Below are 11,361 nucleotides of genomic sequence, written 5' to 3'. Positions count from 1 at the left end.
GTTTATTATTTGACAGATAATTTCGAACTGTTATAATATGGATATGTAAAAATTGCTATTTTCTTAAAAGACATGGGAGTCAGATGAGAATTGTGAAAGGATGAGGGGGAGTGGCACAGATTATGTATCACCACACAGCAATTAATGTATTAGGTCTTTTACAAAACATGTCAAATAATAAAATGAACGATATGCAACTAGAAGCGGAATTTAAAAAAATAGAAAAAGAATTCCAAGTAAAGTATGAAGAGTTAGTTGATTTACATAATAGAATGGTATTATTTCAAATAGATATAGAAAAAAATGGCGGGATGCGAGCATATGAAAAATCAGCAATTACATGGCTGAAGTCTGAACTAGAGCTACTGTATGAAGTGTATCAATTTTGTCAACGTCACGGTTTAAACATTTTAAATATTTCAAAATACGTAAGTAAAAATGAACTAAATCTTTTTCCAAAAACAGAAAGTCAATTGCAAAATACGTATTATAAATTAAAAAAACGTGAAATACCGTTTGAAAATATTGAAAAACAAAAACCAGGACGAAAGCGAAAATATATACCAGTAAAAGAGACAATCGTTGCAAGAAAACAAGAAAACGAGTACGAATTAAAAGAAGAAATCCAGCATAAAGAGGATGAAAAAAATCTTGTAACAGTTATATCTGGTATCGTTGATAACTTTGAAACAATTAATCAATGTAGTGAAAGGAAAGAAGACGAACTACATCAGTTTATGGAAGGTATTTATAAGCTTTCTAGCATGGCAGCAGGGCGTTCTAGAGAAGCAAAGAACACACGTAGTCTAGAAGATGAATTGCAGTCGTTACAACTAGAAAATGAAAGGCTAAAACGAGAGAAAGAAGAGCTTGTACAAGATATTAAAGGTATGACGCAGCTTTTAATTCATTTCATTACAAGTTCTGATATCGATCAAATTCGTAAATTACCAACTTTCGTACAAGATTGTAAAATGGAATTACATAAACTTGGGCTATATAATGCACAAGACGGAAAAATGAAAATAATGGTTGACCGTAGCGGACAAGTTATGACGGTAACACAGTAATAAAATTTGGGTACAAAATAAAAGGGAGATACATAGTTTATATGTATTTCCCTTTTGTTTTGTATGGAATCGTTCCAAAGAAGGAAGATTAATTTTCATGATTGTAGTAGTTTAGAGACCATTTGCGGAATTTGGTTCGCTTGTGAAACCATACTAAGTGCAACTTCAGTCAATAATTTGAACTTTAAAAAATCACTCATCTCCTGCGCCATGTCTGCATCTTCAATTAGAGATGCAGCATCTGTTAACGCCATACTTTGATTATTTAAATTTTCAATATTAAACTGTAAACGATTTATCATTGCACCAAGGTCGGCACGATGAAGTGACACACTTTGCAAAGCCTCTTCGATTTTACGAATTGCCGTTCTTGCTTCTTGTTCCGTTGAAATCTTGATGTCATGTTGTATAGGGGAAGGGGGAATATGTTTCGTCATATTTATTGTATGACCGATATCGTCTAATGTAATAGGGCGGTTTTGACCGTCAAATACGGATAAATCATTAAACTCAGTCGTCTCGCCAATATAGCCAATTTGTTCTGTTAAAGATTGAAACTCTTTATTCAGCGAATGACAGTTTTTATTTGAATTTGTACCGTTTGAGGATTGAACGGCCAAATCACGCATACGCTGTAAAATATTCGTCACAGTTTGAAGGGCAGCTTCGGCCGTGCGAAGCATCGATATCGCATCCTCATTATTACGAATCGCCACGCGCATACCACTTGCTCTCGCATGCATACGAGTCACAATTGCAACATTAGCGGGATTATCAGAAGCATGGTTTAACTTCTTACCAGTCGCCAAATGCTCCATTGACACATTCATACGCTTCTCATTCTCATACAACGACTGCCTAGCATTCCTACTTAAAACATTCGTACCAATACGCATAATAGACACTCCTTATAGATTGATATAGTCAGTGTTCTAAAGCTAATAAACGGTTATGAAGAGAAAAAGAGACTTATGCTCACTTTATCTTTTTGTTTTCATACACGGAACGAGAATAAAATAGGCCCTGACCGCTACTAAATATGGCTAGAGCTTCTCTTTAAGCTAAAAAAATCTTTCAATCTATCTATATAGAAAAAATAAACCTCTCTGCAAGCAGAGAGGTTTATTCAGGAAACTAACTCAAATGGCTTATTGTAATAATTTAGAAACCATTTGTGGAGTTTGGTTTGCTTGAGAAAGCATGCTGATACCAGCTTCGTTCAAGATTTTGAACTTAGTCATTTCAGACATTTCTTTCGCCATGTCAGCGTCTTCGATTTGAGAAGCAGAAGCTGCCATAGAGTTTTCTTGGCTCTTAAGGTTTGTTACGTTAAAGTCAAGGCGGTTTAATGTAGCACCTAAAGTAGCACGGCTAGAAGCAATTTTTTCAATTGCTTGATCAATCTTTTCAACAGCTGAAGATGGATCGAATGCTGCTCCTGTAGGTTTCGTTAGTTTTGCAAATTCTTTATTAATGTTTTCTGCAGCAGCTGTAAGAGCAGGTTCATCAACTTTTGGATCACCAGTTGGATTAGCTAATGTTTTATCATAAGCTTTGAAAAGATCATTCATTTTCTCTACTTCTGCTGCTGAGTAACCTGATTTGACTTTATCAAAAGCATTTTTTGCATCTTTAACGTCTTGAGCTTGTACTGCTCCATCTGTAGCAGGTTTTTCTAGTCGTTTCATAGAATTATCAAGAGTTTCAAGATCATTTTTGTTAACTGTGTTTGAACCAATTGCTAAATCTTTAATATCTAAGTTTTTAAGTGATGCAGAATCAAGTGAAATTGTAATTTGTTTAGTTTTATCATGTGAGTCAAGAGTTTGGATATTAATTGTATTATTAGATCCATCTAATAATTTTTTGTCGTTAAATTCAGTGTTGTCCGCAATGTATTGAATTTGTTCTTTTAATTGATCAAATTCTTTTTGCATTGCAGCTTGGTTTTTATCAGTATTAGTACCACTTGCAGATTGGTTTGCAAGGTCACGCATACGAAGTAAGATGTTTGACACAGAGTTTAAAGCTGAGTCAGCTGTACGAATTAAAGACATACCGTCTTCTGTATTACGGGCTGCAACGTTTAAGCCACCTTCACGTGAACGCATACGAGTTGCGATTGCAAGACCTGCTGCATCGTCAGAAGCGTTGTTGATACGTTTACCGCTTGATAAACGGTCCATAGAATTGCTCATTTTTGCTTGGTTTTGGCGCATGTACTCTTGAGTACGCATGCTGTTAATGTTTGTATTAATTCTCATGTTAAGAAACCCCCATTTTTTTATATTGACTTTTCTGCAAATTGAAAAACGGTAATATGCGAAAAAATCAATTTCGAGATTTATTGTAATCCCTGTCATAGCGGGTGTCAACTAAAAATTCGAATTAATAAATATAAAAAAATAACAGTTTAACAATATATTCATTTTTTTATTACATAATTATTAAAAGGATTATTGCAAACTTTAAAAAAAAACTCTAATATTAGATTATCTTTGTTTACCGAAAAGGTGATATTATGATAGTTGGAAATATAGTAAAAGAAGTGCTTGCATATAAGAAAGGGCAAATTCAGCAAAAGCTAAGTAGTCCACAAGCATTTGTTAGTAGTCGTTTTCAAGAGAAGTTGCAGAGTGAACCTGCGAAGGAGACGAAGGCTACTACGCAGCCGGCAAAAGTAGAAGATATGAGTCAGCCGGTACAATCTACGAAAATAGAAGCGGTTGTTAATAAACCGGCAGAAACTATTAATAAAGTAGAGGAAGCGAGTAAGCTTGAAGAAAAGGCTGAAACGAAGAAAGCAGATGAAGTGCAAGTTGCGCAAAAAGAGTTTGAACGACGTTTCCCAGAAACGAAAAATGAGGCCGCTGATACGTGGGAATTAACGAAGAAGTATAATATTCAAAAAATACGTTCTTCCAATGAAGGCAAGTATGAGGATATTATTGATCGAGTAAGTCGTACATATGGAATTCCAAAAACGTTAATTCAAAAAATGATTGAAGTAGAGTCTAATTTTAATCCGAAAACGGTGTCACATGCAGGTGCGATGGGTCTTATGCAGCTTATGCCAGCGAATGTGAAGGAGATGGGTGTGAAGAATCCCTTTTCACCAGCTGAAAGTATTGAAGGTGGCGTGAAAGAGTTAAGCGGTTATTTAAAGAAAAATAACGGCGACTTAGTATTGGCACTTGCTTCTTATAATGCTGGTCCTGGCAATGTGAGAAAGTACGGAGGCGTACCGCCATTTAAAGAAACGCAAGGATATATTAAAAAAATATTAAATATCGACGTTTCAAAATAAGAAGTTTCATATATAGAGAGAACATGAAATTTTCGTGAACATGATATGGGAGTTGGCTAGATTTGAAATTACAAGATGATATTCCGTTAACAATTTATTTTGAAATCGGAAATACGAAAAAGAAAATTGAAGATCTGCTTCATATTACGAAAGGTACATTGTATCGTCTTGAAAATTCAACGAAAAATACGGTGCGTCTTATGCTTGAGAATGAAGAGATTGGAACCGGAAAGATTTTGACGAAGAATGGAAAGATGTACGTTGAAATCGTTGAATTGAAAAGGTAGGGAAGGGGATTGTCATGAGTGGCGAAAAATTAAGCCAAGAGCAAATTGATGCCCTGCTGAAGGCGGTAAATGAAGGCGAGGAAATGCCAGCTTTCGCACAAGAAGCAGGAAAGCAAGAGAAATTTCAAGAGTATGATTTTAATAGACCAGAGAAGTTCGGTGTTGAGCATCTACGTAGTTTGCAAGCGATTGCTTCTACGTTTGGAAAACAGACGTCACAGACGTTATCAGCGCGTATGCGTATTCCAATTGAACTAGAACCTTCAACAGTTGAGCAAGTTCCATTTACGAGTGAGTATGTGGAGAAAATGCCGAAAGATTATTATTTATATTGCGTAATTGATCTCGGTTTACCAGAGCTTGGAGAAATTGTTATTGAGATTGATTTAGCATTCGTTATTTATATTCATGAATGTTGGCTTGGCGGAGATAGTAAGCGTAACTTTACGATGCGCAGACCGTTAACAGCGTTTGAGTTTTTAACGCTGGATAATATATTCTTACTTCTTTGTAAAAATTTAGAGCAATCATTTGAAAGTGTTGTTGCGATTGAACCGAAATTTGTAACGACAGAAACAGATCCGAATGCATTAAAGATTACGACAGCGAGTGATATCATTTCATTACTTAACGTAAATATGAAAACAGAGTTTTGGAATACGACGGTGCGTATCGGAATTCCATTCTTATCTGTTGAAGAAATTATGGATAAGTTAACGTCTGAAAATATTGTCGAACATTCTTCAGACAAGCGTAAAAAGTATACGTCTGAAGTGGAAATGAAAGTAAATCAAGTGTACAAACCTGTTCACGTTGCAATTGGTGAGCAGAAAATGACAATGAGTGAGATTGAACAAATTGAAGAAGGCGATATTATTCCGCTTCATACGAAAGTTTCGGATGAATTACTTGGTTATGTAGATGGAAAGCATAAATTTAATTGTTTTATTGGAAAAGATGGAACGCGTAAGGCGCTCCTATTTAAAAGTTTTGTAGAGTAGGAGGATCCATATGAAGCATGAAGTATCTCCCGTGTCATTAATGGGATTAGAAGATTTTGCAGGAAAGCGAAATGAAGCAGGTAAAGCACATATTGATACTGTTTCAGATATTTCGATTGAACTTGGTGTAAAGCTTGGAAAGTCATCTATTACACTTGGTGATGTAAAGCAGTTAAAAGTTGGCGATGTTCTTGAAGTAGAGAAAAACTTAGGACATAAAGTAGATGTGTATTTAAGTAATATGAAAGTCGGCATCGGTGAAGCAATCGTAATGGACGAGAAATTCGGTATTATCATTTCTGAAATTGAAGCTGATAAGAAACAAGCGGCGCTTATGAAAGCGCAAAGTCAAATGCAAGATAAAGAGTAGAGGAGGAGTCATATGTCGTATATGACGACCTTATTTCAAGTCGTTTTACTGTTTGGTGCGCTCGGCTACGGTGCATATTATATGACGAAAAAGACGCGCAAACAGCAGTTTTTTAAGCAGGGTGAAAATGGCCATATACAAGTAAAAGACGGCGTTTATTTAAATCATCAAACGAGTGCCTTTTTATTTGAAGTGGACGGAAAGCAAGTGTTCACTGTTATTAGTAATAACGGTGTGCAGTCTGTGCAATTAACCGGAACAGGAAATCAGTTTCAACAAGCACTAGAAGACGCGGTGAAGAGTGAAACGAAAAAAGTAGAGGATCCATCATGAGAATAAAGAAACAGTTATCATTATTAGCCGTTATTTTCGTATTTTCTATCGTTTTTTCAATTATTTTTGTAAATCCAGCGTATGCAGCCCCGAACGGTTTTATTAATTTCGAAAATGGGAAAGAGTTTACGAGTAATTCAAGTGTACAACTATTTGCGCTCGTTACCCTTTTATCATTATCTTCTTCTATCGTTCTATTATTTACACATTTTACTTATTTTATGATCGTTCTAGGGATTACACGTCAAGGACTTGGGGTAATGAATTTACCACCAAACCAAGTGCTTGTTGGACTTGCATTATTTTTATCACTCTTTACGATGCAGCCTGTACTTGGGCAACTGAAGAGTGATGTGTGGGATCCGATGACGAAAGAGAAAATAACAGTAAGTCAAGCTGCGGAAACGACAGCTCCTATTATGAAAGAATATATGTCAAAGCATACGTATAAGCATGATTTAAAAATGATGCTGAAAGTACGCGGAGAAGAGTTGCCGAAAGATTTGAAAGATCTTTCACTATTTACGCTCGTACCATCCTTTACGTTAACGCAAATTCAAAAAGGTTTACTAACAGGGATGTTCATTTATTTAGCGTTTGTATTTATAGATTTGATTATTAGTACACTTTTAATGTACCTCGGGATGATGATGGTACCGCCGATGATTTTAAGTTTACCGTTTAAAATACTCGTTTTCGTATATTTAGGTGGATATACAAAAATCGTCGACATTATGTTTAAAACGGTCGCCTGAAGCGTTTGATGCTATGTGATAGGAGTCATATAAATGAATACGTCACCAATTATAGATATTTTTCAAACCTTTTTTTATAAAGGGGTTATGATTTTAATGCCGGTTGCCGGCGTAAGTATGATTGTCGTTATTATCATCGCTGTCATTATGGCGATGATGCAAATTCAAGAGCAAACGCTGACGTTTTTACCGAAAATGGCGAGTATTGTCCTCGTTATTATCATTTTAGGTCCGTGGATGTTCCAAGAGTTAACGACACTTATTTTAGATTTATTTGATAAAATCCCATCGCTATTGCGTTCGTACTAAGATAGGTGAACTGAAATGAATATGGAATTATGGGCGGCAACGTTTTTTGCGTTTTGCCGCATTACTTCATTTTTATATTTTTTACCGTTTTTCTCAGGACGATCCATTCCAGCAATGGCGAAGGTTACAGTTGGACTTGCTCTTTCAATTACAGTGGCTGATCAAGTGGATGTCTCTCACATCAAGACAGTTTGGGACGTTGCAGCTTATGCAGGAACGCAAATTGTAATTGGATTATCACTTTCAAAAATTGTAGAAATGCTGTGGAACATTCCTAAAATGGCCGGGCATATTTTAGACTTTGATATCGGTTTATCACAAGCAAGTTTGTTTGATGTAAATGCGGGCTCACAGTCTACTTTACTATCAACCATTTTTGATATATTTTTTCTCATTATTTTTATTTCACTTGGCGGCATTAATTATTTCGTTGCCACGATTTTAAAGTCGTTTCAATATACAGAGGCGATTTCAAAATTGCTGACGACTAGTTTCTTAGATAGTCTACTCGCAACGCTATTATTTGCGATCACATCAGCGGTTGAAATTGCTCTTCCGCTCATGGGAAGTTTATTCATCATTAACTTTGTTCTTATTTTAATTGCAAAAAACGCTCCGCAATTAAACGTTTTTATGAATGCATACGTAATTAAAATTACGTGCGGTATTTTGTTTATCGCGATGAGTGTACCGATGCTCGGTTATGTGTTTAAAAATATGACGGATGTATTACTTGAAGAGTATACGAAACTATTTAACTTTTTCTTAACGAAGTAGGGGGACGCGCATGGCAAAGGATAATAAAACAGAAAAGGCCACCCCGCAGAAGCGTAAAAAATCGCGTGAAGAAGGGAATATTGCCCGGAGTAAAGATTTAAATAATTTATTTTCCATTCTCGTATTAGCAGTTGTCGTTTATTTCTTCGGAGATTGGCTAGGGTATGAGATTGCGAATTCCGTAGCGGTGCTGTTTGATCAAATTGGAAAAAATACAGATTCAACCGAGTATTTTTATTTAATGGGGATTTTATTACTGAAAGTATCGGCTCCGATATTAATACTCGTATACGCTTTTCATTTATTCAATTATATGATTCAAGTCGGGTTCCTATTTTCTTCTAAAGTCATTAAACCGAAAGCATCACGTATTAATCCGAAAAACTATTTTACGAGACTGTTTAGTCGTAAAAGTTTAGTAGATATTTTGAAATCACTGTTTTATATGGGATTAATCGGTTACGTCGCTTACGTTCTTTTTAAAAAGAATTTAGAGAAAATCGTGAGCATGATTGGATTTAACTGGACTGCGTCACTTACTGAAATTATTAGGCAAATTAAATTTATTTTCTTAGCAATTTTAATTATTTTAATCGTTCTTTCTATTATTGATTTCATTTATCAAAAATGGGAGTACGAGCAAGATATTAAGATGAAAAAAGAAGAAGTGAAACAAGAGCATAAAGATAATGAAGGGGACCCGCAAGTAAAAGGGAAACGAAAAAACTTTATGCATGCAATCTTGCAAGGAACAATTGCGAAGAAGATGGATGGCGCAACGTTTATTGTAAACAACCCGACTCATATTTCGGTCGTACTTCGTTACAATAAACACGTTGATGCAGCACCAATTGTCGTTGCAAAAGGGGAAGATGAGCTCGCGTTATATATACGAACGCTTGCCCGTGAACAAGAAATACCAATGGTGGAAAACCGTCCGCTTGCTCGTTCTTTATATTATCAAGTCGAGGAAGATGAGACGATTCCAGAAGATTTATACGTAGCTGTAATTGAAGTTATGCGCTATTTAATTCAGACGAACGAACTTGAAGTATAATAGCGCGTTTGGAGGAGATCTCTTTGTTTAAGATAGAGTCTGCAAGAACCTATTTTTCTATCTTTTTAGCAGCGTCATTCGTAGTGGCGCTCTTAATTCCACTTCCACCATTTATACTTGATATCATTATCGTTTTTCTACTAAGTATGTCAGTGCTTATTTATATGCGAGCGACAAGTATTAACGAGTGGGATGAATTAAAGTCATTTCCAACGATGTTGTTATTAATCGGGATTTTCCGCGTATCGATTAACGTTTCGACGACGCGAGCGATTTTGACAGATGGAAATGCAGGTCATGTTATTGAAGAGTTCGGCCAGTTCGTAATTGGCGGAAACTTATTAATTGGTATCGTTATTTTTACAGTATTAATCATATTCCAGTTTATCGTTGCAAACGGTGCGTCTCGTACAGCTGAAGTAGCAGCTCGTTTTACACTTGATTCTTTACCAGGGAAACAAATGTCTATCGATGCTGATTTAAACCAGCGTATTATTTCAGAAAAAGATGCACAAGCAAAACGAAAAAAATTAAATATGGAAACAGAGTTTTATGGGGCGATGGATGGTGCCGGAAAGTTCATTAAAGGGGACGTTATTTTCGGGATTGTCATTTTATTCGTAAACATTATTTTCGGTTTAATTGTCGGCATGATGCAGCAAGGGATGAGCTTTGCGGATGCGGCTCTTCATTATACACAGTTAACTGTCGGTGACGGAATCGTAAACCAAATTGGATCGCTTATGCTTGCGATTTCAACTGGTATTATCGTAACTCGTGTATTTGACGGTTCACCGGATACAGTAACAGAAGGTATCTTTAAAGAGTTATTAGCGCATGAAGTCGTTGTATATGCGCTCGGTGGTTTATTTATCGCAATGGGTATTTTTACTCCGCTACCGTTTCTACCATTCGCACTCGTTGGCGGAACAATTATCTTCTTAGGAATTCGTAATAAAAATCGAATAAAGAAAGAAAAAGAAGACGAGCTTCAAAAAGAAATAGAAATGATCCAAGGCGAAGATGAACAACTGCAACAAGTGGAAGATTCATTCGGAGTATTTACGGATAAATATCCAATTATAGTAGAACTCGGTTTAGATTTAGCAGCACTTGTAAAGCAAAAAATTAACGGGGAAACAGCGCGTGATAAAGTTGTTCTTATGAGGAAGTCAATTATTACTGACCTTGGTATTAACGTTCCTGGAATTAACTTTAAAGATAATACGAGCTTTAGGCCACGCGGACGTTACATTATTCGAATTAAAGGTGCGAAGGCGGCTGAAGGTGTTTTAAAATCAGGTTATTTATTAGCACTGAAAACACCAAACGTAATGGCTGATTTAGATGCAGAGCCAGCGAAAGATCCAATTTTCGGTGAAGATGGATATTGGATTCTAGAGCATATGGTGCAAGATGCACAAATGAAAGGCTATCAAGTTTTAGAGCCACTTAGCATATTAATTACACATTTAGATGTTGTCGTTAGACGTAATCTTCATGAATTAATTCAGCGCCAACATGTAAAAGACTTAATTAACTCGCTTGAAAATGATAATGGCGTTCTATTAGAAGAGATTAAGAAAAAAGAAATTGATTTATCACTTGTTCAAAATGTTATTAAACAACTTCTAAAAGAAGGTATTTCTATTCGTGATTTACCAACAATTATTGAAGGTATTATTGACGGCAAAGAAATTTATCAAAACCACGTTGATGGTGTGACATCATTTGTTCGTGAATGTATTTCAAAAGTTATTTGTGAAAATGCGAAAAATCCGGACGGAAAAATATATGCAGCACTCTTCTCTGATTCAATCGAGTTAGATGCGGATGTTGTGAATAATTCATATCAAGGTTACTTATTAAACTGGGATTTAGATTTAGAAACACGTGTCGTTGAGCAAGTGCAGCGCGTCTTTAAGCAAGCACGTTTAATGGGAAGAGAACCAGTGTTATTAACACGTAGAAAAGATTTTAGATTTGCGATTGTAAGACTGCTAGAACGTTATCAAGTGGAAGCACAAGTACTTTGTATTAGTGAATTAGCACCAGAAATTGTTGTGGATCAAATTGCCTATATTGAATAGTAGGG

General features: G+C 35.8%; 13 protein-coding genes. 11 read left to right on the top strand and 2 right to left on the bottom strand.

The window, feature by feature from the left end:
* The first annotated feature begins 122 nt into the window (after positions 1 to 122).
* A complete protein-coding gene (locus ABWK52_RS12660) occupies positions 123 to 1,070 on the top strand; it encodes a DNA-binding domain-containing protein (protein WP_025967100.1) in 948 nt (315 codons plus the stop codon).
* Between the two features lie 95 nt (positions 1,071 to 1,165).
* Here ABWK52_RS12660 and ABWK52_RS12655 read toward each other — a convergent pair whose 3' ends face one another.
* A complete protein-coding gene (locus tag ABWK52_RS12655; protein WP_044584278.1) occupies positions 1,166 to 1,966 on the bottom strand; it encodes a flagellin in 801 nt (266 codons plus the stop codon).
* Positions 1,967 to 2,218: 252 nt separating this feature from the next.
* The gene (locus ABWK52_RS12650) at positions 2,219 to 3,334 is read right to left on the bottom strand and encodes a flagellin (RefSeq protein WP_098382567.1); all 1,116 of its coding nucleotides are present in this window, start codon (positions 3,332 to 3,334) and stop codon (positions 2,219 to 2,221) included.
* Between the two features lie 257 nt (positions 3,335 to 3,591).
* Between ABWK52_RS12650 and ABWK52_RS12645 the strand changes: the two genes are divergently transcribed.
* The 10 genes from ABWK52_RS12645 to flhA all read left to right on the top strand — a co-directional run bounded on the left by ABWK52_RS12645 (position 3,592) and on the right by flhA (position 11,356).
* Entirely contained in the window at positions 3,592 to 4,377 is a 786-nt protein-coding gene (locus tag ABWK52_RS12645) for a lytic transglycosylase domain-containing protein (RefSeq protein ID WP_000635223.1), read from the top strand.
* Between the two features lie 62 nt (positions 4,378 to 4,439).
* A complete protein-coding gene (locus ABWK52_RS12640; RefSeq protein ID WP_000775712.1) occupies positions 4,440 to 4,664 on the top strand; it encodes a flagellar motor switch protein FliN in 225 nt (74 codons plus the stop codon).
* A 14-nt stretch (positions 4,665 to 4,678) separates the two neighbouring features.
* Positions 4,679 to 5,665 (top strand): flagellar motor switch protein FliM, encoded by a 987-nt coding sequence (gene fliM, locus ABWK52_RS12635; RefSeq protein ID WP_016117526.1) that lies wholly within the window; start codon positions 4,679 to 4,681, stop codon positions 5,663 to 5,665.
* A 10-nt stretch (positions 5,666 to 5,675) separates the two neighbouring features.
* Positions 5,676 to 6,035, top strand: a complete 360-nt coding sequence (fliN, locus tag ABWK52_RS12630; protein WP_000680010.1) for a flagellar motor switch protein FliN — start codon at positions 5,676 to 5,678, stop codon at positions 6,033 to 6,035.
* Between the two features lie 12 nt (positions 6,036 to 6,047).
* Positions 6,048 to 6,368: a hypothetical protein gene (locus tag ABWK52_RS12625; protein WP_000121176.1), complete on the top strand. Its 321-nt coding sequence runs from the start codon at positions 6,048 to 6,050 to the stop codon at positions 6,366 to 6,368.
* On the top strand, positions 6,365 to 7,123 hold the full coding sequence (locus tag ABWK52_RS12620; protein ID WP_001220582.1) for a flagellar type III secretion system pore protein FliP: 759 nt from the start codon (positions 6,365 to 6,367) through the stop codon (positions 7,121 to 7,123). The genes ABWK52_RS12625 and ABWK52_RS12620 overlap by 4 nt, the downstream gene beginning before the upstream one ends.
* A 33-nt stretch (positions 7,124 to 7,156) precedes the next feature.
* A complete protein-coding gene (locus tag ABWK52_RS12615; RefSeq protein ID WP_001098085.1) occupies positions 7,157 to 7,432 on the top strand; it encodes a flagellar biosynthetic protein FliQ in 276 nt (91 codons plus the stop codon).
* 15 nt (positions 7,433 to 7,447) lie between these two features.
* The gene (locus ABWK52_RS12610) at positions 7,448 to 8,209 is read left to right on the top strand and encodes a flagellar biosynthetic protein FliR (RefSeq protein ID WP_001055718.1); all 762 of its coding nucleotides are present in this window, start codon (positions 7,448 to 7,450) and stop codon (positions 8,207 to 8,209) included.
* 10 nt (positions 8,210 to 8,219) lie between these two features.
* Positions 8,220 to 9,266: a flagellar type III secretion system protein FlhB gene (gene flhB, locus ABWK52_RS12605; protein WP_001040114.1), complete on the top strand. Its 1,047-nt coding sequence runs from the start codon at positions 8,220 to 8,222 to the stop codon at positions 9,264 to 9,266.
* 23 nt (positions 9,267 to 9,289) lie between these two features.
* On the top strand, positions 9,290 to 11,356 hold the full coding sequence (flhA, locus tag ABWK52_RS12600; protein ID WP_000472585.1) for a flagellar biosynthesis protein FlhA: 2,067 nt from the start codon (positions 9,290 to 9,292) through the stop codon (positions 11,354 to 11,356).
* Positions 11,357 to 11,361 lie beyond the last annotated feature (5 nt).

The organism is Bacillus sp. AP50, from assembly GCF_040492675.1.
GTDB classification, from domain to species: domain Bacteria; phylum Bacillota; class Bacilli; order Bacillales; family Bacillaceae_G; genus Bacillus_A; species Bacillus_A cereus.
Note: the sequence above shows the minus strand (reverse complement) of the source record. Positions and strands in the feature narration are given on the sequence as shown.

Bases quoted from the DNA above. Each gene is read 5' to 3' on its own strand.
- ABWK52_RS12660 (WP_025967100.1), top strand. From the start codon at position 123: ATGTATCACCACACAGCAATTAATGTATTAGGTCTTTTACAAAACATG.
- ABWK52_RS12655 (WP_044584278.1), bottom strand. From the start codon at position 1,966: ATGCGTATTGGTACGAATGTTTTAAGTAGGAATGCTAGGCAGTCGTTG.
- ABWK52_RS12650 (WP_098382567.1), bottom strand. From the start codon at position 3,334: ATGAGAATTAATACAAACATTAACAGCATGCGTACTCAAGAGTACATG.
- ABWK52_RS12645 (WP_000635223.1), top strand. From the start codon at position 3,592: ATGATAGTTGGAAATATAGTAAAAGAAGTGCTTGCATATAAGAAAGGG.
- fliM (WP_016117526.1), top strand. From the start codon at position 4,679: ATGAGTGGCGAAAAATTAAGCCAAGAGCAAATTGATGCCCTGCTGAAG.
- fliN (WP_000680010.1), top strand. From the start codon at position 5,676: ATGAAGCATGAAGTATCTCCCGTGTCATTAATGGGATTAGAAGATTTT.
- ABWK52_RS12625 (WP_000121176.1), top strand. From the start codon at position 6,048: ATGTCGTATATGACGACCTTATTTCAAGTCGTTTTACTGTTTGGTGCG.
- ABWK52_RS12620 (WP_001220582.1), top strand. From the start codon at position 6,365: ATGAGAATAAAGAAACAGTTATCATTATTAGCCGTTATTTTCGTATTT.
- ABWK52_RS12615 (WP_001098085.1), top strand. From the start codon at position 7,157: ATGAATACGTCACCAATTATAGATATTTTTCAAACCTTTTTTTATAAA.
- ABWK52_RS12610 (WP_001055718.1), top strand. From the start codon at position 7,448: ATGAATATGGAATTATGGGCGGCAACGTTTTTTGCGTTTTGCCGCATT.
- flhB (WP_001040114.1), top strand. From the start codon at position 8,220: ATGGCAAAGGATAATAAAACAGAAAAGGCCACCCCGCAGAAGCGTAAA.